Raw genomic sequence first — 23,862 nt, 5'->3', positions numbered from 1 at the left:
GCAGATGATCGACACCAGCGTCCTCCCGGTCCGCCCGACCAACCTCGCCGAGCTGCAGCAGCTGATCGGCCAGGAGATCGGCCCGACGGACTGGCACGACGTCACCCAGGAGCGCGTCGACGCCTTCGCCGAGGTCACCGGCGACAAGCAGTGGATCCACGTCGACCCCGAGCGCGCCGCGGCGAGCCCGCTGGGCGGCACGATCGCGCACGGCCTCTACAGCCTCGCCCTCGGCCCGGCCTTCTCCTACACGCTGCTGGCCCTGGACGGCTTCGCGCACGGGCTCAACTACGGCTACGACAAGGTACGTTTCCCCGCGCCGCTGCCGGTCGGCTCGCGGATCCGGATGCGGCTGACCCTGCTGGCCGCCGACCCCGTCCCCGGCGGCATCCAGCTGCGGGCGCAGCACGTCGTCGAGCGCGAGGGCGGGGAGAAGCCGATCGTGGTGGCGGAGTCGCTGGCGCGCGTCGTCGAACAGCACAGCGCGGAGAAGGCCGGCTGATCCGGCCCCGGGCGGGCGGATTGCTATCATCCCAGGCAGAAAGCCAGGTCGAAGCTCGGAGGGATACGCGTGGCAGACCAGATCCCGACCGGCGACAGCTCGAACGTGCGGATCATGACGCCGCGCAGCGCGCGCGGCGAGCGGACCCGGAAGGCGCTCGTCGCGGGCGCCCGCGAGGTCTTCGAGCGCGACGGCTATCTGGACGCGCGGATCACCGACATCTCCAAGGCCGCGGGCGTCGCCTCCGGCTCCTTCTACACGTACTTCAACAACAAAGAGGAGATCTTCGCGGCCGTCGTGGAGCAGGTGCAGGAGGAGATGCTCCACCCGCACCTGCGCGAGCGCACCGGCATCACCGACGCCCGCGAGCTGATCGACGCCTCCAACCGCGAGTACCTGCGCTCCTACAAGCAGAACGCCCGCCTGATGGCGCTGTTCGAGCAGGTCGCGCAGATCGACCCGACCTTCCGCGCGCTGCGCATCCAGCGCGGCAACGCCTTCGCGCAGCGCAACGCCAAGCTGATCCGTCAGCTCCAGGAGCGCGGCGAGGCCGACCCCTCGCTGGACCCGCTGGTGACGGCTCACGCGCTGTCGCACATGGTGAGCCGGATGGCGTACATGGTCTACGTGCTGGAGCAGCGCTTCGCCTTCGAGCGGCTGGTGGGCACGCTCAACCAGATCTGGTGCAACGCCCTGCAGCTGCGCGAGCCGGGCGGCCACGCTCCGCAGTAGTTCCACGGTCGACCAGAAGGGGCCCGACGTTCTCACGTCGGGCCCCTTCGCGTTGCCCGGTGTACGGGTGCCCGCGGCCCGCGAGTACTTGAACTTGACGTTGGATTCAACTAGAAAGGATGACGTACAAGGTCGAACCCTCACGGCAGGAGCCCCTGATGTCCCTCTTCGAGCTGTCGGAGCGCGCCCAGAAGTACCAGGCCGAACTGCTGGACTTCATGGACACGCACGTCTACCCCGCCGAGGCCGTCTACGAGGAGCAGATGCGCGCCGCGGGCGATCCGCACTTCCAGCCGCCGGTCATCGAGGAGCTCAAGGCCGAGGCGCGCCGGCGCGGGCTGTGGAACCTCTTCCACCCGGACCCGAAGTGGGGCGCCGGCCTGACCAACCTGGAGTACGCGCCGCTCGCCGAGATCATGGGCCGCAGCGCCCACCTCGCGCCGGAGGCGACCAACTGCGCCGCGCCCGACACCGGCAACATGGAGGTGTTCACCCTCTTCGGCACCGAGGAGCACCAGGAGAAGTACCTGAAGCCGCTCCTGGACGGCACCATCCGCTCGGCCTTCGCCATGACCGAGCCGGCCGTCGCCAGCTCCGACGCGACCAACATCGAGCTGCGCATGGAGCGCCAGGGCGACCACTACGTGCTCAACGGCCGCAAGTGGTTCGCCTCCAACGCGCTGCACGCCCACTGCACGGTGATGATCGTGATGGGCAAGACCGACCCGACCGCCGAGCGCCACCGCCAGCAGTCGATGATGGTCGTCCCGATCGACGCCCCCGGCGTCACCGTGCTGCGCGGGCTGCCCGTCTTCGGCTACCAGGACCGCGAGGGCCACGCCGAGATCACCTTCGAGAACGTGCGGGTGCCGCTCGCCGACGTGCTCAAGGGTGAGGGCGAGGGCTTCGCGATCAGCCAGGCGCGTCTCGGGCCGGGCCGGATCCACCACTGCATGCGGGCCATCGGCATGGCCGAGCGGGCGCTGGGGCTGATGTGCCGCCGCGCGCTGTCGCGCACCACCTTCGGCAAGCCGGTCGCCGACCGCGGCAACATCCAGGACTGGATCGCCGAGGCCCGCATCGAGATCGAGCAGATCCGGCTGCTGACCCTCAAGGCCGCCTGGATGATGGACACCGTCGGCAACAAGGCCGCCCGCACCGAGATCGCGGCCATCAAGGTCGCCGCGCCCAACGTCGCCCTGAAGATCGTCGACCGGGCCATCCAGGTCTTCGGCGCCGCCGGTGTCACCGACGACTTCCCGCTCGCCAGCGCCTACGCCCACCTGCGCACGCTGCGGATCGCCGACGGGCCGGACGAGGTCCACAAGGCGGCCATCGCCAAGCAGGAACTCGCCAAGTACCGCCAGGCCTGAGTCGTTCGGGAGGAGATGCGCGTCATGGAGACCTCACTCGCCACGGACACGGTGCTCGCGGAGCGCCGCGGACCCGTCCTGGTGCTGACCCTGAACCGCCCCGAGCGGCTCAACGCCTGGACCTACGCCCTGGAGGACCGCTACTTCGACCTGCTCGACCAGGCCGAGGCCGACCCGGAGGTCCGCGCCGTCGTGGTGACCGGCACCGGGCGGGGCTTCTGCGCCGGCGCCGACCTGGAGGACCTTGAGGCCGCCGGGAACGCGGACCCGGAGACTCTCGCCAAGCTCCCCGCCCGCAGCCGTCCGCGCACCCGGCCGCTGGAGCTGCGCAAGCCGCTCATCGCCGCCGTCAACGGCGCGGCGGCCGGGCTGGGCCTGGTGGAGGCGCTCTACTGCGACATCCGCTTCGCCGCGCCCGACGCCAAGCTCACCACCGCCTTCGCACGGCGCGGCCTGATCGCCGAGTACGGCATCGCCTGGCTGCTGCCGCGCCTGGTCGGCGCGAGCCGGGCCATGGACCTGCTGCTCTCCAGCCGGGTCGTGCGCGGCCAAGAGGCCCTGGCCATGGGCCTGGTGGACTTCGTCGTCGAGCCCGACGGGCTGCTGGACGCCGCCGTCGCCTACGCCACCGAGCTCGCCGAGCAGTGCTCGCCCTGGTCGATGCAGATGATCAAGGGGCAGGTGCGGCGTGCCCTGGACAGCGGCTTCGCCGCGTCCGTCGCCGAGGCGGACGCGCTGATGCTGGAGGGCTTCGCCCGTCCGGACGTGCGCGAGGGCGTCGCCAGCTACCTGGAGCGCCGCGCCCCCGCCTTCCCGCCGTTGCCCGCCCCGGAACCGCACCCGCAGGGGGACCTGACATGACGTCGACCACCGAGGCCGACCCCGCGCCGCCGAAGGCCGTGCTCGTCGACTACGGCGGCGTGCTCACCACGGACATCTTCGTCTCCTTCCGCGCCTGCTCCGCCCGGCTCACCGGCGACCCGCTCGCCGTCGAGCGGCTGCTGCGCGGGGACGAGGAGGTCTCTCGCGCCCTCGTCGCGCACGAGCGCGGTCTGCTGCCGCAGGCGGGCTTCGAGGAGGCGCTCGCCGGTGCGCTGCGCGCCCGTGGCGTGGAGGTCGCGCCGGACGGACTGCTCGACGCGCTCGCCGCGGAGATCCGGCCCGACGAACGGATGCTGGCGGCCGTGCGCAGGCTCCATCAGAGCGGCGTCCCGGTCGCGCTGGTCTCCAACGCCCTCGGCGACGACCTCTACCGCGACGTGGACCTGGAGACGCTGTGCGACGTCGCCGTCATCTCCAGCCAGGTCGGCGAACGCAAGCCGAGCCGCCGGATCTACGCGATCGCCTGCGAGCGCCTCGGCGTCGCGCCCGAGGACTGCGTGATGATCGACGACCTGAAGCAGAACCTCGACGGCGCCGCGCGCCTGGGCATCCGGGGCCTGCACCACACCGACAGTGCGCAGACCGTTCGTAGCCTGGAACAACTTTTTCCGCACGCCTTTGGTTGAAGCTCTAGCGCAACACGCCGCGGACCCGACAAGATCGCTGCATGGGTGACATCTCGGGCGAGCAGGAGCCCTCGGGCATCGGGCGGCGGCGCTTCCTCGGCTACGTGCTCGCCGCCTCCACGCTGACCGTCGCGGCGCAGCTCGGCGAGGGCGCCGCCGCGCCGCGCGCCGAGGCCGCCGTGCCGGGCGTGCCGGAGCCGGCCGACCTGTACGACCTCAACGACATGCTGACGGACGCCACGCTCGCGACGGCGAACCTCATCACCATCACCGTCAACGCGGACGGCACCGCCTCCTTCGCGCTGCCGCGCACCGAGGTCGGCCAGGGCATCACCACCTCCACCGCCATGCTCATCGCGGAGGAGCTGGACCTGCCGCTGGACAAGGTGCAGGTCTCCCTCGCCGACGCCCGGCCCGAGCTGCTCTTCAACCAGCTGACCGGCGGCTCCAACACCACCATCTCCACCTACACACCCGTCCGCGTCGCCGCCGCGACCGCCAAGCAGCAACTGCTGGAGGCCGCGGCCACCGAGCTGGGCGTGCCGCTCTCCGCGCTGTCCGCACTCCAGGGCGTGATCACCGCCCCCGACGGCCGCTCCCTCAGCTACGCCGAACTCGCCGTCAAGGCCGCCAGCCTGACCAACCTTCAGGTGTCGGTCACGCTGAAGCCGGCCTCCGCGTTCAGCGTCATCGGCACGCCGCAGAACCGCATCGACGCGCTCGACGCCGTCACCGGACGCAAGAAGTTCGCGATGGACGTGCAGGTGCCGAACGCGATGCCGGCCATGATCTGCCGGCCGCCGACGATCAACGGCACCGTCGTCTCGGTGCAGAACCAGGCCGTGGTGGCGGCCATGCCCGGGATCACCGACGTGGCCGTGGTCTCCACCGGCGTGGCCGTGCGCGGCCGCACCTTCGGCCAGTGCATCGACGCGGTGCGGGCGTTGCAGGTCACCTGGGGCCCCGGCAGCGAGGACGCGGCCACCGACGCGACCGTGCTCGCCGAGCTGAGGGCCGCGGAGAACCCGCTGGTCACCCCGCCGCTGCCGCTGCTGACGGCGGCGGTCGACGCCCGCTTCACCTTCCACTTCGCCAGCAACAGCGCACTGGAGAGCAACTGCGCCGTCGCCGACGTGCGTTCCGGCAGCGCGGAGATCTGGGCCTCCGTCAAGGCCCCGATCACGGCCCAGGAGGAGATCGCGGCCAAGCTCGGCCTGCCCGTCGGCGCCGTCACCGTCCATGTCACCCAGGGCGGCGGCTCGTTCGGACGCAAGCTCTTCCACGACGCCGCGCTGGAGGCGGCGGAGGTGTCGCAGGCGATGGGCAAGCCGGTGCGGCTGATGTGGCACCGCACCGACGACTTCCGGCACGGTCGCGCGCACCCGATGTCCATCTCCCGGGTGCGGGCCACCTACTCGCTGGGCCAGGTGCTCACCCTGGACCAGCGGCACACTTCCGTGGCCACCGAGTTCGGGCACGGACTCGGCGAGATCATCACCGCCGAGGCCGCCAAGCTGCCGGTGGGCGGGCTGACCTTCTCCGAGACCATCTTCTCGATGACGCAGCAGACGCCGTACAACTTCGGCGTCACCACGCAGTTGCTGACCGAGGTCGACAACGGCTTCCACACCGGCAGCATGCGCAACATCTACTCGCCGAACGTGCGCTGCGCCCAGGAGCTGATCGTGGACCGGCTCGCCGCCGCCATGAACCAGGACCCGTACCACTTCCGGCGCGGCTTCCTGAAGGACCAGCGCGCCATCGCCGTGCTCGACAAGGTGGCCCAGGAGGGCAACTGGGGACGGACCATGGCGCCCGGCACCGCCCAGGGCATCGCGATCCACCCCGAGTACCACGGCTTCGTCGCGATCCTGGCCGAGATCGACTGCACCCCGGCCACCGTCAACCGGCAGATCCCGGACGCCGTCACCGGACCGCGCGTCACCAAGGTGGTCTGCGCCGTCGACGTCGGCCTCGCCGTCAACCCCAAGGGCCTGGAAGCCCAGATGATGGGCGGCATCATGGACGGCATCGCCGTCACGCTGACCTCCAGCCTGCACCTGAACGGCGGGTACTTCCAGGAGGGCAGCTGGGACAACTACTTCTACACCCGCCAGTGGAACACCCCGCCGGAGCTGGACATCTACGTGATGCCGCCGACCACCGGCACGCCGGGCGGGGCCGGCGAGCTGGCCGTCGCGGGCTCGATGGCCGCCGTCGCCTGCGCCTACGGGCGGGCCACCGGCACCATGCCGACCACCTTCCCGATCAACCATGACGCGCCGCTCGCGTTCACACCGCTGCCGACGGTCCCCCCGATCCCGCAGTCGCCCACCGACGGTCTCAGCCGCGCCTACTAGCCCTCCGAACAGCAGGAGCTCTCGCGTGCCTACGCACACCTTCGTCCTCAACGGGCAGCAGGTCACGGTCGACGTCGAGGACGACGTCCGACTGCTCTGGGTCCTGCGCGACATCCTGGGCGTCACGGGGCCGAAGTACGGCTGCGGGCTGGGCGTCTGCCAGGCCTGCACCAGCCACGTCAACGGCAAGGCGTTCAACCCCTGCTGCACCCCGGTCGGCGACCTGCAGGCCACCGACCAGGTCACCACCATCGAGGGCCTGCCGGCCACGGTCGGCCAGGAGCTGCACCCCATGCAGCAGGCCTGGCTGGACATGGACGTTCCGCAGTGCGGCTACTGCCAGCCCGGCCAGATCATGGCCGCCGTCGCCAAGGTGCTCCAGGCACGCGCCGCCGGGCAGCAGCTGGGTGACGCGGACTTCGACCAGATCCGCAACATCTGCCGCTGCGGCACCTACCACCGCATCCGGGAGGCGATCCTCTCCGCGCAGACCAAGTTCTGACGCCGTCCTCTCTCCCCGGTTATGCGTTCGCGCAGGTGGCTCCGTGTTCGGCATGATCGAGGTCATGACGTCTCCCACGCCCTCGTTCGTTGCCAAGCCCACGTTGATCGGGAAGCGGGTGCTGTTGCGACCGGTCACGGTCGCCGATGCCCCAGGGCTCGTGGAACTCCTGAACGACCCGGACGTACGGCGGCTGACGGGGACGCATGGGCAGGTCCGCCCCGGGGTTCTGGAACGCGCCGAGGCGTTGTACTCCGCTCAGGCGGCGGAGGACGACGAGCTGTATCTGGCGGTCGTGGAGCCGGCCACGGGTGAGTACCTGGGCGAGGTGGTGCTGGAAGATCTGGATGCCGACAACCGGTCGTGTTCGTTCCGGATCGCCCTGGTCGGGCCCCGTGCCTTCGGCCGTGGTTACGGCACCGAGGCCACCCGGCTCATCCTCGCCCACGCCTTCGAGGCTGTCGGTATCCACCGGGTCGGCCTTGAGGTCTTCGACTTCAATCCACGCGCTCGGCACGTCTACGAGCGGGTCGGCTTCGTCCACGAGGGCACGAAGCGTCAGGCGCTGCACTGGCAGGGAGCCTGGGTCGACGCCCACGTCCTGGCGGTCCTCGCCGACGACTGGTCCAGGCACGGCGGGTTCCCCGCAAGCCGGTGATGACTGACCCGCGCGCCTAGGACAGCACGACGACGTAGAACTTCGCCGGGCTGCCGAGGGCCTGCACGCCCTTGGCTCCGGCGCGTTCCTGGCCGGTGAGGACGGCGGGCTTCAGGCCGTGGTCGGCGATGATCGGGAAGTCGACGCGGTCCGCGTGGCTGGGCTTCAGCCCGGCGGGGAAGAGGCAGTCGGCGATGTGGCCGTGGGGCTGCGGCGTGCAGTTGGCCGGGAGGTTGGTGACGGACACGCCCGGCGGCAGGCTGACGTCGAGGACCACCGGCGTGCTCTCGGGTGCGTTGCCGAGGTTCCACAGCTCCTCGTGGACGACGGAACGCCCGCCGGACCGGATCGCCACCAGCGGCTGCGCGGCCAGCACCAGCCGCGGCTTCTTGGGGGGCAGCGGGGGCGTCGCCGCGGCGGCCGTCGCCGGTCCGATCGCGCCGACCGTGCCGAGGGTCACCGCGAGGAGTGTCCGCCACCCACGCCCGTTGTTCACCATGCGCCCGCCTCCCTGCTCCGCGCGGCCGCGAGTCGGCCGCCTGGTCACCAGGGTGCGGGCTGACCCGCCGTCATCGGCGCGGACACGACGTGGGCTGGGCCGAAGGAGCGACAGCGCGGCGTTCCCCACGCGTCAGCGCACGCACTGCCCGAAGCGCCCCTGAACGGACGCCAGATCGCCGACCCGGCACGGCACCTCGGTCCTGAGCGCGAGATCGTGGTCCTGCTGCAGCTGCGCCGCGATCGCGTTCGCGCGCTGGAACTGGGTGCTCAGCATCCCCGTGGTCACCGCGCTCGCCGCGTCCTCCGGACGGTCGCACTGCAGGAAGATCCCGGGCGTGTGGTTGAGCGGCTCCCAGAACGCGGCCTGGCCCTGGTCGCACGGCTGCGTGTGCCAGTGTCCGGCGTTCTCGGCGGCGCTCGCGGGCGGGGCGAGGGCGACGGCGGCGGCGAGGACCGCGCCGCTCAGCAGCGCCTGCCGGGAGGGAGAGGGTCGCGTCATCAGCCGGCCTTCCTGCTCGGAGTCGGGAAATCCGACGCTATGACGATTTCCCGGCGCCCGCGAGGCGACGGACGCGAGCCGGCCCGGAGCGCGCTGCCCCGGGCCGGCTCGCGTCAGCGACGGCGGTCGCTCACTCGGTCGCGTGCGGCAGCTTGGCCGCGATCAGGTCCATCACCGACGCGTCCGTGAGCGTCGTGGTGTCGCCCAGCGCCCGGTCCTCGGCCACGTCGCGCAGCAGCCGGCGCATGATCTTGCCGGAACGGGTCTTGGGCAGCTCCGCGACCACCTGGATCTGCCGAGGCTTGGCGATCGGTCCGATCTCCTTGGCGACGTGTGTCTTCAGCTCCTCGGCGAGCGTGGCCACCTCCTCGCTGCCGCCGCGCAGGATGACGAAGGCGACGATGCGCTGACCCGTCGTCGGGTCCGTCGCGCCGACCACCGCCGCCTCGGCGACCGCCGGGTGGGAGACCAGCGCGGACTCGACCTCGGTGGTGGAGATGTTGTGGCCGGAGACGAGCATGATGTCGTCCACCCGGCCCAGCAGCCAGATGTCGCCGTCCTCGTCCTTCTTCGCGCCGTCGCCCGCGAAGTAGTAGCCCTGGTCCGCGAAGCGCTCCCAGTAGGTCTGCCGGTAGCGCTCCTCGTCGCCCCAGATGCCGCGCAGCATGGACGGCCACGGCTGGTCCAGCACCAGCAGCCCGCCCGCGCCGTTCGGCACGGGGTTGCCGTCACTGTCGACGACCTCCGCGGAGATGCCGGGCAGCGGCCGCATCGCGGAGCCGGGCTTGGTCTCGGTGACGCCGGGCAACGGGCTGATCATGATGGCGCCGGTCTCGGTCTGCCACCAGGTGTCCACGATCGGGCACCGCTCGCGGCCGATGTTCTCCCGGTACCAGATCCAGGCCTCGGGGTTGATCGGCTCGCCGACACTGCCCAGCACCCGCAGGGAGGACAGGTCGTAGCGGGCCGGGATCTCGGTGCCCCACTTCATGAAGGTGCGGATCGCGGTCGGCGCCGTGTAGAGGATGCTGACCCCGTACCGGTCCACGTTCTCCCAGAAGCGGCCCTGGTTCGGGGTGTCCGGGGTGCCCTCGTAGAGGACGCTCGTGGCCCGGTTGGCCAGCGGCCCGTAGACGATGTACGAGTGGCCGGTCACCCAGCCGATGTCGGCCGTGCACCAGAACACGTCCGTGTCCGGCTTCAGGTCGAAGACCGCGCGGTGGGTGTAGGAGACCTGGGTCAGGTAGCCGCCGGTGGTGTGCAGGATGCCCTTCGGCTTACCCGTCGTGCCCGAGGTGTAGAGGATGAAGAGCGGGTGCTCGGAGTCGAAGGCCTCCGGCGTGTGCCGGTCGGACTGACGCTCCGTCGTCTCGTGCCACCACAGGTCCCGGCCCTCGGTCCACGGCACCTCCTGACCGCTGCGGCGGATCACCAGCACGTGCTCGATGCTCTGGGCCCCGCCGTCGGCCTGCAGGGCCTCGTCGGCATTGGGCTTGAGCTGCACCACCGAGCCGCGGCGGTGGTAGCCGTCGGCGGTGATCAGCACCTTGGCCTGCGCGTCGTCGATGCGCGAGCGCAGCGCGCCGGGGGAGAAGGCGGCGAAGACCACCGAGTGCGGCGCGCCGATGCGGGCACAGGCGAGCAGCGCGACCACGGCTTCGGGGATCATCGGCAGGTAGATCGCGACGCGGTCCCCGGCATGCACGCCGAGCTCGGTCAGCGCGTTCGCGGCGCGGCAGACCTCGCGTTGCAGTTCCGCGTAGGTGACGGAGTGTCGGTCGCCGGGCTCGCCCTCGAAGTGCAGGGCCACCTGGTCCCCGTGGCCCGACTCGACGTGGCGGTCCACGCAGTTGTAGGCGACGTTGAGCCGCCCGCCGGTGAACCAGCGGGCGAACGGCGCCCCGCTCCAGTCCAGGACCTGGTCCCACTCGCGGTCCCAGTGCAGGTGCCGGGCCTGCTCCGCCCAGAAGCCGAGACGGTCCGCGCGGGACGCCTGGTAGGCGTCCGCGCGGACGTTCGCGGCCTCGGCGAGCGCGGCGGGCGGAGCGAAGCGGCGCCCTTCGTGCAGCAGGTTGGAGAGGGTCTCCTGAGCTCCGGCTCCCTGCGGGGTGCCGGGTGCCGCCTCTTCCGCAGCCATGTCTGTGTGCTCCCTCCTGTCGGACGGATCCGGACGTCAGCGGCCGGGCAGCGTGGGCAGCGGCAGCACGTCCCGCTTGTGCGTGGCGTTGACCACCACGGCGGCCGAGGCGTAGAAGGCGGCAGCGGCGGTGAAGATGCCCAACCACCCGCCCACCTTGGTCATCGTGTCCGGTCCGGGAAGGCCGTTCTGGAACGCGCCGATGGCCAGGAACAGGAACGTGATGGTCAGCAGTACCAGGACCACGGTCACCGCCAGGTTGGTCCGCAGCGAGGCCAGGGTCAGGTAGGCGGTGATGACGCACCAGCCGATCAGGTACAACCCGACGGCCTGGTGGACATCCGCGCGCAGCGGCAGATGCGTGACCAGCCACCAGTACGACAGCCAGAAGGCGCCGTACGAGCAGAACGCCATCAGGCCGAAGGTGTTGCCACGCCGCCACTCCAGAACGCCGGCGATGAACTGGGCGAGGCCTCCGTAGAACGCGGCCAGCCCCAGTACCACGATGATCGCGGCCGTCTCCTTGATGAGGTTGGCGTTGACGAACGAAAGCACGAGCGTGGTCAACGCGAAGCCGGCCAGGCCCAGAGCGGCCGGATCGGCATAAGTGGGAGCGGTTGCCGTCAGCGGACTGCTCGACGGCGTGGGGGATTCGTTGCTCATGGTCGTGACCCTTCCCAGCGGCTCGATCAGGACCTCACACTCTTCAACTTTACGGCGGCTTTATGCGCGCGACCAGACGTGTGGGTGTACGGGGCACGAAATCACCGGGATGGGTGTTTATGCAGGTCATATGGGTTTTGCGGTCGGCCCGGAGTCGGCCCGGAGTCGGCCCGGAGTCGGTCCGCCGGCGGTCCGCGGTCAGTCCGCGGGCAGTTCTTTGGGCACCGAGAAGGCCGTCAGCGTGCCCGTGCCGCGCCGCAGTGAGGCCCAACCAGTGGGGAGCGTGAGCAGGGCCGCGCCGGCCGTGGGGAACTTCTCGCGCACCCGCTCGAGGTCGTGTCGGTGCCCGCCGTGTCGCGCGGCGGCCAGCTCCAGCGTCAGGCCCTGCACACCCGGAAAGTGGGCCACGATCAGCACCGTCCCGACGCCCGCGGGGACCTCGCGCAGCACCTCCAGCAGTTCCTCGACCTCGGCGCCGTACAGGCGCGGCTCGATCGCCACGATCGGCTCGCCGCCGAGCGGCCCCGCCACCAGGTCCCAGGTCTCCCGGGTCCGCCGCGCCGGTGAGCAGATGACCAGCCCAGGCCGCACGCCGGCCTGGTGCAGCCACGTCCCCATCCGCGGCGCGTCGCGCTGCCCGCGCTCGGCGAGCGGGCGCTCCAGGTCGGGCACGCCGTCGGGCCACGCGGACTTGGCGTGGCGCAGCACGACGAGCCGGACGGCCTCGGTGTCGGTGGCGCTGACGGGGGCGCCGGTGGGGTCGGCGGTGGGGGAGGACACAGGAACACCCTGGGGTCACCGGGGGTGCGACGCAAGCGAGGCGCGCGCACGCGGATGCGCGGAAAAGGCGTTGCCCGGTCCGGTCGGCGGGTTGCACCATCGCCGCATGACTTCTCCGTGCTTGCTGCCCTCCTTGCCGTCCGTCTCCTTCGTGGCGGTCACCGGCCGACAGCAGCGCGTCACGGGAGGGGGAGCGACCAGGCCGCGCGGGTGAACGCGGTCCTCGCCGGCGTGGTGGCCGGCTACGGGATCGCGATGCCGGTCGGGGCCGTCGGGGCCCTGCTCGTGGCGCTGACCGCACGGACCTCGTGGCGGGTGGGAGCCGGGGCCGCGCTCGGGGTGGCCACGGCGGACGGGCTGTACGCGACGGTCGCGATGGCCGGCGGCGCGGCGCTCGCGCCCGTGATCAGACCCCTCGCGGGCGTACTGCGCTGGGGTGCGGTCGTCGTGCTGTTCGCACTCGCCCTGCACGCTGCCCGGACCGCCGTGCGCCACTACCGGGAACGGGCGCTCGCCCAGCGGGAGACGCGGACGCCGACCGGCCCCGGGCGGGCCTATCTCGGTTTCCTCGGGATCACCCTGCTCAACCCGATGACGGTGGTCTACTTCGCCGCGCTGGTCCTGGCCGGGGAGGGCGGGGCCGTGCCCGACCGGGTCGCCAAGACGCTCTTCGTCGTCGCCGCGTTCGCGGCGTCCGCGAGTTGGCAGCTGTTCCTGGCCGGTGGCGGGGCGATTCTCGGCCGGGTGCTGACAGGCCCTCAGGGCCGGTTGTGGACCTCGCTCGTCTCAAGCGCCGTGATCATCGCACTGGCCGTCAGGCTGGCGCTCGGGTGAGGCGGTCTCGGGTGCGCTGGTCGCGCCCGTGAGCAGCAGGTCCACGGACCGGGTGAGCTGCGTCCACGGCGCGTGCTCCAGATAGCCCACCTCGGGAGCGGGGCGCTCGGCATCGTCCTCCGCCACGGTGCCCCGAGCCCCGCGCTGAGCGGGAAGCGCTGCGCGAAGTCCGGGACGAGCTCCGTCCTCGCCGCGGACTGGCGCTGCCACCACTCCCACTCCGACAGCCCCGCCGTCCGCTCGGCGTGCCGGGCGTCGGCGACCATCCGGCCGGTGTTGCGCGCCAGCGCGAACAGCGCCGAGGCGAGGGTTCCGGCCCGGCCGCGCCCAGGAGACGTCGGCTTGCCAGTGGTGGTCGGCGTAGAGCGCGGCCAGCGCGCGGGTCCAGTCGCGTGCACCCGGGCCGGTCCGCGACCGCGCGCATGGAGGGTGCAGGGCCGCCGCGGTCGTCCACCAGCTCGATGCCGGCGGTCACGATCGCGTCGAGCGTGAGCGACGCCCTGGGGCCGGGCCGGCTACGCCCCGGGCTCGACCGGTGCCTCGCCGGCTGAGCCGGTCACACCAGAGGCGCGCCGCGCCGACCCCGCTGCTCCGCGAGCCGGGCCGGGTGGAGGTCGGCGAGCTCTGGCAGGGCGGCCAGCTCCGCGCGGAGCGCGTCGCTCATCGCCCGCACGAACGCGTCGGCGGTGTCCGGCTCCGGGACGATCCGGTCCACGGTTCCGGCGCGCAGCAGCTCGGCTGCGCCGATGCGCTGGGCGACGGCGAGCTCGGGCGCGCGCTCGGTGGTCCGGTACAGGATCTCCGAGGCGCCCTCCGGCGGCAGCGGCGCCAGCCAGGCGTGCTCGGCCGCGAGCACGCGGTCGGCGGGCAGCAGCGCGAGCGCGGCACCGCCGGTGCCCCGGCCGAGCAGCAGGCTCAGCGTCGGCACCGGAAGCGTCGTCAGATCCTGCAGGCACCGGGCGATCTCGCCCGCGAGCGCGCCCTCCTCGGCCGCCCGGCTGAGCCGCGCCCCGGCGGTGTCGATGACGGTCAGCAGGGGCAGCCGCAGCTCGGCCGCCAACCTCATCCCGCGCCGCGCGGCGCGCAGCCCGCCGGGACCGACATCCTCACCCTGCTCCTCCGCCCCGGCCCGGTCGTGCCCGACCACCACACAGCCCACCTCCCCGAACCGCGCCAGCGCCACGCTCAGCGCCTCGTCCCGCTGCCCGTCCTGCGTCCCGGACAACCGCACCACGCCATCGGCGGTGGCCAACACCTCCCGCAGCCCAGGTCGCGAGGGCGAACGCGTAACCCCGACGGACCGCCAGACATCGCCCCCGCGCTCCGCGCCGGACCCTTCGGCGTCGCCCCACGGGCCGCCCTCCGCGTGCGGCTGCGACGAGGCGACCGGGCTCGTGGGCGTCTCCGGACCCCCGGATTCGGGTCCGGCCGGCAGGCCGCGCTCCGCGCGGTTGGCGGACAGGATGGGGAGCAGGTCGGCGAGTCCGGTCCGGAGGGCGTCCGGGGTGAGGACGGCGTCCACGACGCCCAAGTGGGCGAGGTGTTCCGCCCGTTGGATGCCCTCCGGGAAGGCGTGGCCGTAGAGGGCCTCGTAGACGCGGGGGCCGAGGAAGCCGATGAGGGCGCCGGGCTCCGCCGTGGTGATCTGGCCGACCGAGCCCCAGGAGGCGAGGACGCCGCCGGTGCACGGGTGGCGGAGATGGACGAGGTAGGGGAGCCCCGCGGCCTTGTGGGCCGCGAGCGCGGTGACGATGGGGACCATGCCGACGAAGGCGGGGGTGCCCTCCTGCATGCGGGTCCCGCCGGTCGCGGGGCAGGCCAGCAGGGGGAGCCGCTCGGCGGTCGCGCGGTGGACGGCGCGGACCAGGCGGTCGCAGGCCGCGACGCCGATCGAGCCGGCGAGGAAGTCGAACTCGCCCACGATGAGCGCGATCCGGTGACCGTCGATCCGGCCCTCGCCGGTCCGCACGGACTCGTCCGCGCCGCCGCTGCGCTTCTCCGCGCGGGCCAGCGTGTCGGCGTAGGGGCCGGAGACCGGGTTGCCGCGCGGCGGGGCGTCCCAGCCGATCCAGCTACCGGGGTCGAGCAGCTGCTGCGCGAAGCGGGCGGCGGCAGGGGGTGTCACGTGGTGCTCCTGAGGGGACGGAAGGAGGGCGGCGTCCGCCGCTCGGCGGTGGCGTACCCGATCGGCGTCGCCCGCGAAACGCTGATCGTCCGGATCCGGTTCCGTGACCTGTGCCACGCGAACGGCCGGCCGGGCTACTGCCCGACCGGCCGCCAGTGTGTGCTGCGTCAGACTCAGCTGACGTTCAGCGCGGTGTCGTCGACGACGAACGAGGTCTGGTACTCGAAGTCCTCGGCGCCGGTGAACTTCAGCGTCACCTGCTGGCCCGCGTACGAGCTCAGGTTGAAGGTGTGCTGCGCGTAACCGGTGTTGTGGTTGAGGTTGGAGTAGGTGGCCAGGGTGCCGAGGACGGTGCCGGAGCTGTTCAGCACCTGCACCTTGAGGGTGTCGTAGGCCGTGCTGGTCGAGGTCTCCGCCGTGTCGACGTGCAGCCAGAAGCTGAAGTTGTAGTTGCTGCAGCCGCTGGGCAGCGTGACGCTCTGGGCCATGGTGTCGGTCGTGGTCTTGCCCCAGCCGTCGAGCCACGCGTCGTAGCTGCCGCTGTGCGGAGGCTCGGAGCTGCTGTTGCTGATCACGTCGACGGGGCTGTGCGTCGAGGTCACGGTCCACGGGGACGGGTTGGCGCTGCCGTTCTCGAAGCCCGGGTTGCCCAGCAGCTGACCGGCCTTGCAGCCGGTGCTGCCCGTGGGGGTGGCCGTGGCCTCGTTGCTCGCCGCGCCCTCGCCCACGCCGTTCACCGCGGTGACGGTGTAGTAGTAGGCCTGACCGGGGGTCAGCCCGGTGTCGGTGCACGAGGTCACCGAGCCCAGGCCGCTGCAGCCGCCGCTGGTCAGCAGCGTCTCGCCACCGCTGCTGGTGCCGCGGTAGACCTTGTACGAGGTGATGTTCTCACCGCCGGTGTTGGACGGTGGCGTCCAGCTCAGCGAGACCTGCCCGGTTCCGGCCGTGCCCGTCAAGCCCGTGGGTGCGCCCGGTACCGTCGCGGCGATCGGGGAGGCCGTGATGCTCACCGTCGAGGTCGCGGAGTTCGCCGGGGAGGCGCTGTCGGTGACGGTCAGCGTGGCGGTGTAGGTGCCCGCGGTGCTGTAGGTGTGGCTCGGGTTCTGGGTGGTGCTGGTGGCGGAGCCGTCACCGAAGTTCCAGCTGTAGTTGTACCCCGGGGTGCCACCGGTGCCGGTGCCGGTGAAGGCGACGTTGAGCGGCACCTGACCGGAGGTCGGCGTGGCCGAGGCGCTGGCCGCCAGCGGGTTGCCGACCGCGTTGACCGTGGTCGTCACCTGCGAGGTGGCGGTGTTGGCGGGGGAGGCGCTGTCGGTGACGGTCAGTGTCGCGGTGTAGGTGCCCGCGGTGCTGTAGGTGTGGCTCGGGTTCTGGGTGGTGCTGGTGGACCCGTCGCCGAAGTTCCAGCTGTAGCTGTACGGCGCAGTGCCGCCGGTGGCCGAGCCGGTGAAGTTCTCCGTCAGCGGCGCGTTGCCCGTGGTCGGGGACCCGGTGGCGCTGGCGGAGAGGGGGGTCGAGCCCTGGACCCAGAAGTCCTCGAGCGGGTCGCCGAGGGCCGCCTGGTCAGCGGTCGTCATCGGGAACGTCGACGCGCCCAGGTTGTTGTTGGGGTCGATGACCCCGGAGTGCACGTTGTTCATCGTGCGCTCCATCGCCGCCAGCACGTTCGCCGTGGTGTACGCCACGTGCGAGAGGTAGTGCTGCTTGACGTAGGCCGGGTTCCCGATCACCAGCAGCGGCACGCGGTAGGTGTTGCTGACGTGGTCCGCGCCGTTGCTGCCGTTCTGGGTGTCGTCCTCGGTGACGATGATCAGGGTGTTGTTCTTGTAGTTCGCGTTGTTCATGATCGAGCTGACGATGTTGTTCGTCGCGGTGTCGTTACCGGGGATGTCCTGGTACGTACCGGGGTGGTCGTTGAACAGCTCGACGTAGTTGTACGTCGGCATCCCGTACTGGTTGATGAAGTTGAGGTAGTCCCCGGAGATGGTGCTGTCGGGGAGGCTCTGGTTGTTGCAGGTGTACTCGTTGGTGTGCAGCTCCTCGGGGATGGTCGTCCCCGGACGGTTCGGCGGCAGCACCTCGACCTTGCCGTCGGCCGGGTTCTTCCAGTAGCCGCTGCCGGAGTTGAGCATCCAGTAGATGTCACCGTTCACGATCATCGAGAACGGACTGGAGCCGCTGCTGCTGCCGGACGGCGGGGTGCACGCGTTGGTGCCCTCGTCCGTGGGGCCGTTGGAGTTCTGCAGGAACCGGTCGAACTGGGTGCCGTTCGACGGGTACGACTGCTGCTGGCTGCTGGACGAGGACTGCCCCGAGAACAGGAACCAGTGGTTGGGGCCGGAGGGCGGCTGAACGCCGGTGCTGTACGAGTCGGACAGCGAGTAGGTCTTCGCCAGGTTGTGCAGGTTCGGCACGGAGCTGATGTGGTTGGTGCTCTCCACCTGGCCGTTGCAGCCGGCCGCGATCGTGGTGGCGCAGTCGCCGAGGTAGTCGTCGAAGGTGTGGTTCTCGCGATAGATGATCACAAAGTGCTGGAACGGCGGGAAGTACGGCGCCGTCGGGTTCACCGCGGCGGTGGGCTGGCCCACGACCGCCTGATGACCGGCGACCGTCTTCACGACGGTCTTGTTGGATATCTTGAAGTTCTTGGGCTGCGGGAACTTCGCGAACTCCACGCCGGGTGCGGCGAACTTCGCGCCGGTGCAGTCGAAGTCGTCCGGCTTGTACGACTGCGGGCGGTGGCCGACCGGCAGATTCTTGGCGTTCGGCGGGCTGGTCGCCGGGTTGTATCCCTTCAGTGTGCACGAGCCGAGGCCCGTCGCGGGGTGGACACCGGCGCCGTTGGCCACGCCCTCCACCCCGCCGACCAGCACGGCGAGGCTGACGACACCGGTCAGCAGCAGTTTTCTGGATCTTCTCATGGCACTCCCGAGTCGAGGGCGCGCGCCTGGGCGCACGAAATCTACGCGCGTGCATGGAGCCATACGGGATTGTGACGACGAGTCAAGGTCACGACAAGTGGGCAGGGTTGATCCACTTTGGACTTCTTGAGCCGGCTGTCCGCCGTTCATCTGGCGTCGCCCTGGCCCCCAAAAACGCGAACGCCCTTGTATGGATCTACAATGAGCCCATTCGTCGAGCGATTGAGGTCCTCATGGGCGCTTCGAGCAAGCGCAGCGAACTGCGCGCCCCGTCCCATGTGCTGCTGGCCGACGCGCTGCGCCAGCGCATCGCGCTCGGCGGGTTCGAGCCGGGGGACCGGCTGCCGACCGAGCGGGAGCTGGCCGCCTCGCTCGGGGTCGGGCGCAACACCGTGCGTCAGGCGCTGCGCCTGCTCGCCGAGGAGGGCCTGGTCGAGACCGAGCCGGGCCGCAATGGCGGCACCCGGGTGCGCCCGCCGGCCGGCCCCGCGGTGCCGGACCTGGACGGGCGGCACCGGAGCGCCGTCGCCGCCTCGCTGCGTGCGACGCTGCGCGACTACATGGAGTACCGCGAGGCCATCGAGGCGACGACGGCCCGGCTGGCCGCCGAGCGCGGCAGCACCGCCGACCGCCGTGCGCTGCTGCAGCTGCTGGACGAGCCCGTCGCGGACCTGGCCGACTACCACCGGCTGGACTCGCGCTTCCATCTGGGCCTCGGTGCGGCGGCGGGCAACGAGGTGCTGCAGGAGGCGGTGGCCCGCGCCCGTACCGAGATGTTCGTCGGCGGCAACGCCCTGTGGCTGCAGGCCGACTGGCATCTGGTCTACCCGCCCGAGCGCGACCTGGGCCAGGTCTTCCGCGAGGAGCACCTGGGCATCGCCCTCGCCGTGCTGGCCGGTGACGCCGCCCGCGCCGAGGAGGGCATGCGGGCGCACCTCCGCGAGGCGCACACGCAGTTCCTGGTGCTGCTGGACCGCTTCGCGTCCGCGGGCTAAGTATTGGATCCAAAGTGGATCCAATACTTAGGAGGATCACGTATGCCCCGCCCTGACGCGCACTGTTCCGAAGTCCCGCAGCCACGGCCAGCCCAGCCCGCGCTCATGCACGAGCCCGACCCGGCCTTGACCCGCCTGCTGCTGGATCTCGTAGGGACCCGTATGGGTCTCGCCGAGGCCCCACTCGGCCGCCCGGCCGACGAGACCGAACTCCGCGCCTCCCTCAAGGGCCTGCTCGGCCCCGCCGGCAACAACCCCGCCGAGGTGCTGCGCCGCTACACCGAACAGATCGAACCGTCCGTCATCTCCTGCGACAGCCCCCGGTTCCTCGCCTTCATACCCGGCGCGCCCACCAAGGCCGCCGCCCTGTTCGACATGGTCGTCTCCGCCGCCTCGCTGCACGGCGTCTCCTGGCTGGAGGCCGCCGGGGCCATCGAGGCGGAGAACCAGGCACTGCGGCTGCTCGCCGACCTGGCCGGGATGCCGGAGCAGGCGGGCGGCACCTTCGTCAGCGGCGGCTCCGCAGGAAACCTCTCCGCCCTCGTCGTCGCCCGCGACACCGCCCGGGCCCGCCTCAGCCTCGACACCCGCGCGCCGCTGCGGATCGCGGTCAGCGATCAGACGCACTCGTCGGTCGCCAACACCCTGCGCATCATCGGCGTCGACCCGCTCGTCGTCCCCACCGAGGACCACCGGCTCACCGGCGCCGCGCTGCGTGCCGCGCTGCTCGCCGACCAGGCCGCAGGCGACGAACTCGGCCTGGTGATCGGAGTGGTGGCCACCGCGGGCACCACCAACGCCGGCCTCGTCGACGACCTCGCCGGTCTCGCCCAGGTGGCCCGCGAGCACGGTCTCTGGTTCCACGTGGACGCGGCCTACGGCGGCGCCGGGCTGTTCGCCCCCTCACTGCGGGAGAAGTACCGCGGCATCGAGCACGCCGACTCGCTGGTCATCGACCCGCACAAGTGGCTCTTCGCGCCCTTCGACTGCGGAGCGCTGCTCTACCGCGACCCGCGCCTGGCCCGCGCCGTGCACACCCAGGACGCCTCCTACCTGGACGCCATCCACGCCGAGGGCGACGCGGAGTGGAACCCGAGCGACTACGCCTACCACCTCACCCGGCGCCCCCGCGGCCTGCCGCTCTGGTTCTCCCTCGCCGTCCACGGCACCGACGCCTACCGCGAGGCCGTCGAGCACGGCCTGCGGATGGCGCGCCACGCGGCCGAACGCGTGGCCCGCACGCCCGGCCTGGAGCTGGTGCGCGAGCCCGAGCTCTCCGTCGTGCTGATCCGCCGTGTCGGCTGGAGCGCCGCCGACCACCACGCCTGGTGCGCCCGGCTGCTCCGGCAGGGCGTCGGCTTCCTCGCGCCGACCGTGTGGGAGGGTGAGACCGTGGCCCGCCTCGCGTTCGTCCACCCCGGGATCACCGAGGAGGCGGTGGACCAGATCCTCGCCTCGCTCGCCCGCTGACATCCCCCGGCCCGGGGACAAAATCGGTCGAGTCCTCGTCCGTGCCCGTGCGACGATCGCGGGATGGGATCACGACCGCCGTTCGGGGACGGCCTGCGGGCGGAGCTCGGCACTCCCTGCCGGGCCCGCAGGCTCGGCAGCAGCCCGCGGTCGCGGGTGTGGCGGGCGGAGCTGTCCGGCGTGCCGGTCGTGGTCAAGCAACTGGTCGACGGGCCGGAGGCGGACGAGCGCTACGCCCGCGAGGTCGCGGCGCTGACGCTCGCCTCCCGCGTCGACCCGCCGGTGGTGCCGAGGCTCCTCGGCACCGAACCGGTGGAACGGGTGCTGGTCCTGGAGCACGTGACGGAGCAGCAGTCAGGGGAGGATCGGCTCGTCGAGTACGCCTCGACGCTGGCCCGCCTGCACGCCTCGGCGACGGCCGCCGCCGGGATCGACGGTCCGCTCCCCGCGTGGTCCGGCCCCGGCGCCGCCGACATCAAGGCCTTCCTCGGCCTCGCGGCGCGGCTGGGGGTCGCCGAGACCACCGGCGTCCGTGACGAACTCGCCGCGCTGGTCCAGCGGTTGGCCGAGACGCCGGGCCGGCTCGCGCTGCTGCACGGTGATCCGTGCCCCGGCAACGACCTGTACACCACCGACGGTGTGCGTTTCATCGACTTCGAGCAGGCGTCGCTCGGCAACGGTCTGATGGAACTCGCCTACCTGCGGATCGGGTTCCCCACCTGTTGGTGTGTCAGCGTTCCGCCGCCCGACCGGCTCGACGCCGCGGAGTCCGCGTACCGCTGCGCGTGGCGGGAGGCGACGGGCACCGAGGTCCAGGGCGACCTGCTCGATGCCTGTGCGAGCTGGCTGCTGCGCGGCGACGCCCTCGTGCCCCGGGCCCGACGCGGTACCGAGGACCAACTGGCCCGACTCCCACGGCGTGACTGGTGGTGGGGCTCCGGCACCGCCCGCCAGCGGCTGGCCCACCGTCTCGACGTGGTCGGCCGGATGTCGGCAGAGGCCGAGCGGCTCCCCGCGCTCGGCCGGCTCAGTACCGCCCTGCGGGCCGCGATGCTCGACCGCTGGCCGACCCTCGGGCCCTTCCCGGCGGAGCGCTCCGAGGCCTGGCGGATCGGTACGGAACGCGGCTGACGGCCCCTCACGTCAGGGGCGCGCGCCGCGCGTGCGCGCGCACGTACCCATGGCGTAGGCCACTTAGACGAATTGCTCGGTCACGCAAAGTGTGCGACGGATCACACGGAAGAATCAGAAATTCCCTCTGGTTGTCTGTTCACCGTCAAGCGTAGGGTTGCCTTATCGCCGGTGCCGCACCGGCGACCGCTCGCCCGGCCGGGCGAGCGCTCAACCCCCTGGAGGCGCCGTGTCCTTGAGCCAACCTAACGGAGTCCGCCGATGAGCAGACGAAGGGGCAGAAGAAAAAGGAGGAGAAGAAGACCCGACGCGGTCGGGATGACCGCGGATGCCCTCCAGCACGAAGGCGGCCTTCTGGTCGCTGGGTAGTGCGCGGGCGTTGTGAGAACAGATGGTGCGCGAGATCCGGTGCAGGCCGAGGGCTCCTTGCCGCGATGCGGTCGGTGGGGTTGGATCGGCGCCCGGGGCGTCGCCACGACCCCGAGCCTGCTCTGCATCACTCACGGGGGAGCGCACCGGCCTTGAGGACGCGTGGACGACTGGCGATCGCGGCCACCGACTCCCGCGTCTGCCCGCAGACCGGCGGCAACAACCTCTCCCTCGCGGACGCCGCCGCCCACTTCGAACTGGTCCTCCCCGTCCACGCCACGCACCTCGTCTTCAGTGCGAGCGTCGGTGGCCTGCAGGGGAGAGTGACCTGGAGCTGCGCTTCACCACGACACCGGCGGACCTCGCCAGGTTCCTGACGTGAGCGGAACCGACCTCTGAGGGCGGGCGACCCGGTCAGAGGTGGAACGCGCGGAACAGCCCGACGGTGTTGGCCATCAGGAAGAGTCCGTAGCCGGCGAGGGCCAGACCCACGACGCGCGCCGGGACGCGGCGTGCCGCGGTGCGGGTGGCGGCGGAGCCGTCGAAGCCGAAGCCGTCCCCGAGGGTGCGCAGCGCGCGGGAGGGGGCGAGGGCGAGGACGCCGCCCAGGGCGAGCAGCAGCAGGGCGATCATGACGGGTAGAGCGGCCAGTTCGAGCAGGCCCATAGGAGTTCTCCGTTCAGGTGGGGGAGTCGGGGTTCCGTGCCGGAGCTCGACCAGACGGGGCCGGAGCCGAACACACACTCTCCCCACCCTGTGACCTGCCCTGAAGCACTCCTGATGGAGTCCTGACGCGGTCGCGAGAGCTCTTTACGCCCTCTTAGCCCGCCATCGCCGGGCGGTGAGGGTGCAGGTGCAGCCGGTCCCGCAGGGATGGGTGCTCCGGCCCGTCGAAGACCACATCCGCCGGGTCGGTGGCGACCGAGGCCACCGCGGCGGGCAGGCTCGCGGCCCGCACCACGAGCGGGTGCACCCGCACCGGCTCCTCGGGCCCGAAGGTGTCGGTCACGAGCTCGTCGAGCACAAGGTAGGCGGCGGGCGACCAGAGCATCACCGGTACCAGCACCGCGTGCCGCAGCCGCGCCTCTGCGGCCGCCCGGTGCAGCAGCGCCACGGCGCCGACCTCGTCGCGAACGCCCACGATCACGCGCGCGATCCGGGCGGATTCATGCAGCTCAGCCATGGCGCACCTCGGTTTCATCTCGTGCTTTCAGTGCACCTCCGCCACTGAGCTGCGCAAAGGGCCGTTGACGCGGCTCTGATGCCGCCGCGTCCGGCCTTGACGCGGCCTTGACGGCGGGCGGCGAGGCGGCCGATCGGGCCGGCGCTAAGAGGGCGCAAAGGTTCCCGAGGAGCCCGCAAGGAGGCCGTCAAGGAAGCACATACACCCCCCTGACGTGCGGTTTCCTTTCGTAGGCCGCCACCGGGCGGCGCCACCGGATCTGTCCGGCGGATCAAGACACATCTTCGACATTGGGGTGCGATTCCCGTGCAGGACCTGTTCTTTGTGGGGGTGACGGTCGTGGTGTTCGCGATCCTCGCCCTGATCGTCAAGGGGGTGGAGCGGCTGTGAGCGCTGACAACATCGTCGGGTTGATCGTGTCGGTCCTCCTGGTCGGCTACCTCGTCGCGGCTCTGATCCGTCCGGAGAAGTTCTAGTGAACCCAACCCTCGCGGGCTTTCTGCAGGCCTTCGCCCTGGTGGCGCTGCTGGCCCTGTCCTACCGGCCGCTGGGCGACTACATCGCCTACGTGCTCACCACGCGCAAGCACTGGCGTGTCGAGCGCGGCATCTACAAGCTG

Annotated in this window: 23 protein-coding genes; 14 read left to right on the top strand and 9 right to left on the bottom strand. The window is 71.5% G+C overall.

All coding sequences use genetic code 11. The features are described 5' to 3' along the window. Nucleotides 1-4: 4 nt before the first annotated feature. From DN069_RS22250 to DN069_RS22215, 8 genes are all read left to right on the top strand, one after another. Nucleotides 5-502: a MaoC family dehydratase gene (locus DN069_RS22250; protein WP_111503501.1), complete on the top strand. Its 498-nt coding sequence runs from the start codon at nucleotides 5-7 to the stop codon at nucleotides 500-502. Nucleotides 503-571: 69 nt separating this feature from the next. After that, nucleotides 572-1,234 (top strand): TetR/AcrR family transcriptional regulator, encoded by a 663-nt coding sequence (locus DN069_RS22245; protein ID WP_243639567.1) that lies wholly within the window; start codon nucleotides 572-574, stop codon nucleotides 1,232-1,234. Nucleotides 1,235-1,392: 158 nt separating this feature from the next. After that, the gene (locus DN069_RS22240) at nucleotides 1,393-2,607 is read left to right on the top strand and encodes an acyl-CoA dehydrogenase family protein (RefSeq protein WP_111503563.1); all 1,215 of its coding nucleotides are present in this window, start codon (nucleotides 1,393-1,395) and stop codon (nucleotides 2,605-2,607) included. A 24-nt stretch (nucleotides 2,608-2,631) separates the two neighbouring features. After that, nucleotides 2,632-3,468, top strand: a complete 837-nt coding sequence (locus tag DN069_RS22235) for an enoyl-CoA hydratase-related protein (RefSeq protein WP_111503499.1) — start codon at nucleotides 2,632-2,634, stop codon at nucleotides 3,466-3,468. Continuing rightward, nucleotides 3,465-4,115 carry an HAD family hydrolase gene (locus DN069_RS22230; RefSeq protein ID WP_111503497.1) on the top strand — a complete coding sequence of 217 codons (651 nt, stop codon included), beginning with the start codon at nucleotides 3,465-3,467 and terminating at the stop codon, nucleotides 4,113-4,115. Before DN069_RS22235 ends, DN069_RS22230 begins: the two co-directional genes overlap by 4 nt. Before the next feature lie 41 nt (nucleotides 4,116-4,156). After that, nucleotides 4,157-6,475 (top strand): molybdopterin cofactor-binding domain-containing protein, encoded by a 2,319-nt coding sequence (locus tag DN069_RS22225; protein WP_111503495.1) that lies wholly within the window; start codon nucleotides 4,157-4,159, stop codon nucleotides 6,473-6,475. A 25-nt stretch (nucleotides 6,476-6,500) separates the two neighbouring features. After that, nucleotides 6,501-6,977 carry a (2Fe-2S)-binding protein gene (locus DN069_RS22220; RefSeq protein WP_111503493.1) on the top strand — a complete coding sequence of 159 codons (477 nt, stop codon included), beginning with the start codon at nucleotides 6,501-6,503 and terminating at the stop codon, nucleotides 6,975-6,977. Nucleotides 6,978-7,041: 64 nt separating this feature from the next. Next, entirely contained in the window at nucleotides 7,042-7,635 is a 594-nt protein-coding gene (locus DN069_RS22215) for a GNAT family N-acetyltransferase (protein ID WP_243639565.1), read from the top strand. Nucleotides 7,636-7,651: 16 nt separating this feature from the next. On the opposite strand, the gene DN069_RS22210 is transcribed toward DN069_RS22215, so the two are convergent. From DN069_RS22210 to DN069_RS22190, 5 genes are all read right to left on the bottom strand, one after another. Beyond that, nucleotides 7,652-8,134 (bottom strand): hypothetical protein, encoded by a 483-nt coding sequence (locus DN069_RS22210; RefSeq protein WP_111503491.1) that lies wholly within the window; start codon nucleotides 8,132-8,134, stop codon nucleotides 7,652-7,654. Nucleotides 8,135-8,266: 132 nt separating this feature from the next. Continuing rightward, nucleotides 8,267-8,635 (bottom strand): hypothetical protein, encoded by a 369-nt coding sequence (locus DN069_RS22205; protein WP_111503489.1) that lies wholly within the window; start codon nucleotides 8,633-8,635, stop codon nucleotides 8,267-8,269. A 130-nt stretch (nucleotides 8,636-8,765) separates the two neighbouring features. Beyond that, entirely contained in the window at nucleotides 8,766-10,772 is a 2,007-nt protein-coding gene (gene acs / locus DN069_RS22200; protein ID WP_111503487.1) for an acetate--CoA ligase, read from the bottom strand. Between the two features lie 36 nt (nucleotides 10,773-10,808). Next, a complete protein-coding gene (locus DN069_RS22195) occupies nucleotides 10,809-11,435 on the bottom strand; it encodes an acetate uptake transporter (protein ID WP_111503485.1) in 627 nt (208 codons plus the stop codon). Between the two features lie 198 nt (nucleotides 11,436-11,633). Then, nucleotides 11,634-12,215 (bottom strand): SixA phosphatase family protein, encoded by a 582-nt coding sequence (locus tag DN069_RS22190; protein WP_207892228.1) that lies wholly within the window; start codon nucleotides 12,213-12,215, stop codon nucleotides 11,634-11,636. A gap of 255 nt (nucleotides 12,216-12,470) precedes the next feature. Here DN069_RS22190 and DN069_RS22185 point away from each other — a divergent pair, with 255 nt between their 5' ends. Continuing rightward, complete coding sequence (locus DN069_RS22185; protein ID WP_111503557.1) at nucleotides 12,471-13,049, top strand: LysE family transporter; 579 nt, start codon at nucleotides 12,471-12,473, stop codon at nucleotides 13,047-13,049. 556 nt (nucleotides 13,050-13,605) lie between these two features. Here the strand turns inward: DN069_RS22185 and DN069_RS22180 are convergent. Together DN069_RS22180 and DN069_RS42445 are read right to left on the bottom strand one after the other, a co-directional pair. Further along, nucleotides 13,606-15,174: a carboxyl transferase domain-containing protein gene (locus DN069_RS22180; RefSeq protein WP_111503483.1), complete on the bottom strand. Its 1,569-nt coding sequence runs from the start codon at nucleotides 15,172-15,174 to the stop codon at nucleotides 13,606-13,608. 173 nt (nucleotides 15,175-15,347) lie between these two features. Continuing rightward, entirely contained in the window at nucleotides 15,348-18,095 is a 2,748-nt protein-coding gene (locus tag DN069_RS42445; protein ID WP_165845595.1) for a PKD domain-containing protein, read from the bottom strand. A gap of 233 nt (nucleotides 18,096-18,328) precedes the next feature. On the opposite strand from DN069_RS42445, the gene DN069_RS39495 reads away from it, so the two are divergent. The 4 genes from DN069_RS39495 to DN069_RS39490 all read left to right on the top strand — a co-directional run bounded on the left by DN069_RS39495 (nucleotide 18,329) and on the right by DN069_RS39490 (nucleotide 22,437). Beyond that, complete coding sequence (locus tag DN069_RS39495) at nucleotides 18,329-19,090, top strand: FadR/GntR family transcriptional regulator (RefSeq protein WP_207892226.1); 762 nt, start codon at nucleotides 18,329-18,331, stop codon at nucleotides 19,088-19,090. Between the two features lie 105 nt (nucleotides 19,091-19,195). Further along, the gene (locus tag DN069_RS22160; RefSeq protein WP_111503479.1) at nucleotides 19,196-20,560 is read left to right on the top strand and encodes a pyridoxal phosphate-dependent decarboxylase family protein; all 1,365 of its coding nucleotides are present in this window, start codon (nucleotides 19,196-19,198) and stop codon (nucleotides 20,558-20,560) included. A gap of 63 nt (nucleotides 20,561-20,623) precedes the next feature. Next, complete coding sequence (locus tag DN069_RS22155) at nucleotides 20,624-21,691, top strand: phosphotransferase family protein (RefSeq protein ID WP_111503477.1); 1,068 nt, start codon at nucleotides 20,624-20,626, stop codon at nucleotides 21,689-21,691. A 521-nt stretch (nucleotides 21,692-22,212) separates the two neighbouring features. Continuing rightward, on the top strand, nucleotides 22,213-22,437 hold the full coding sequence (locus DN069_RS39490; RefSeq protein WP_133260010.1) for a hypothetical protein: 225 nt from the start codon (nucleotides 22,213-22,215) through the stop codon (nucleotides 22,435-22,437). Nucleotides 22,438-22,474: 37 nt separating this feature from the next. On the opposite strand, the gene DN069_RS22150 is transcribed toward DN069_RS39490, so the two are convergent. Continuing rightward, nucleotides 22,475-22,726, bottom strand: a complete 252-nt coding sequence (locus tag DN069_RS22150; RefSeq protein WP_111503475.1) for a hypothetical protein — start codon at nucleotides 22,724-22,726, stop codon at nucleotides 22,475-22,477. A 154-nt stretch (nucleotides 22,727-22,880) separates the two neighbouring features. Next, on the bottom strand, nucleotides 22,881-23,243 hold the full coding sequence (locus tag DN069_RS22145; RefSeq protein ID WP_111503473.1) for a hypothetical protein: 363 nt from the start codon (nucleotides 23,241-23,243) through the stop codon (nucleotides 22,881-22,883). 386 nt (nucleotides 23,244-23,629) lie between these two features. On the opposite strand from DN069_RS22145, the gene kdpF reads away from it, so the two are divergent. Then, entirely contained in the window at nucleotides 23,630-23,719 is a 90-nt protein-coding gene (gene kdpF / locus DN069_RS22140) for a K(+)-transporting ATPase subunit F (RefSeq protein ID WP_111499333.1), read from the top strand. Nucleotides 23,720-23,862 lie beyond the last annotated feature (143 nt).

Source organism: Streptacidiphilus pinicola (assembly GCF_003258295.1).
In the GTDB taxonomy this organism is placed as follows: Bacteria; Actinomycetota; Actinomycetes; order Streptomycetales; family Streptomycetaceae; genus Streptacidiphilus; species Streptacidiphilus pinicola.
This window is presented reverse-complemented; position numbering and strand designations above follow the sequence as displayed.

Coding starts and splice junctions, on each gene's coding strand:
- DN069_RS22250 (WP_111503501.1), top strand. CDS start 5: ATGATCGACACCAGCGTCCTCCCGGTCCGCCCGACCAACCTCGCCGAG.
- DN069_RS22240 (WP_111503563.1), top strand. CDS start 1,393: ATGTCCCTCTTCGAGCTGTCGGAGCGCGCCCAGAAGTACCAGGCCGAA.
- DN069_RS22235 (WP_111503499.1), top strand. CDS start 2,632: ATGGAGACCTCACTCGCCACGGACACGGTGCTCGCGGAGCGCCGCGGA.
- DN069_RS22230 (WP_111503497.1), top strand. CDS start 3,465: ATGACGTCGACCACCGAGGCCGACCCCGCGCCGCCGAAGGCCGTGCTC.
- DN069_RS22225 (WP_111503495.1), top strand. CDS start 4,157: ATGGGTGACATCTCGGGCGAGCAGGAGCCCTCGGGCATCGGGCGGCGG.
- DN069_RS22215 (WP_243639565.1), top strand. CDS start 7,042: ATGACGTCTCCCACGCCCTCGTTCGTTGCCAAGCCCACGTTGATCGGG.
- DN069_RS22210 (WP_111503491.1), bottom strand. CDS start 8,134: ATGGTGAACAACGGGCGTGGGTGGCGGACACTCCTCGCGGTGACCCTC.
- DN069_RS22205 (WP_111503489.1), bottom strand. CDS start 8,635: ATGACGCGACCCTCTCCCTCCCGGCAGGCGCTGCTGAGCGGCGCGGTC.
- acs (WP_111503487.1), bottom strand. CDS start 10,772: ATGGCTGCGGAAGAGGCGGCACCCGGCACCCCGCAGGGAGCCGGAGCT.
- DN069_RS22195 (WP_111503485.1), bottom strand. CDS start 11,435: ATGAGCAACGAATCCCCCACGCCGTCGAGCAGTCCGCTGACGGCAACC.
- DN069_RS22185 (WP_111503557.1), top strand. CDS start 12,471: ATGCCGGTCGGGGCCGTCGGGGCCCTGCTCGTGGCGCTGACCGCACGG.
- DN069_RS42445 (WP_165845595.1), bottom strand. CDS start 18,095: ATGAGAAGATCCAGAAAACTGCTGCTGACCGGTGTCGTCAGCCTCGCC.
- DN069_RS39495 (WP_207892226.1), top strand. CDS start 18,329: ATGGGCGCTTCGAGCAAGCGCAGCGAACTGCGCGCCCCGTCCCATGTG.
- DN069_RS22160 (WP_111503479.1), top strand. CDS start 19,196: ATGCACGAGCCCGACCCGGCCTTGACCCGCCTGCTGCTGGATCTCGTA.
- DN069_RS22155 (WP_111503477.1), top strand. CDS start 20,624: ATGGGATCACGACCGCCGTTCGGGGACGGCCTGCGGGCGGAGCTCGGC.
- DN069_RS22150 (WP_111503475.1), bottom strand. CDS start 22,726: ATGGGCCTGCTCGAACTGGCCGCTCTACCCGTCATGATCGCCCTGCTG.
- DN069_RS22145 (WP_111503473.1), bottom strand. CDS start 23,243: ATGGCTGAGCTGCATGAATCCGCCCGGATCGCGCGCGTGATCGTGGGC.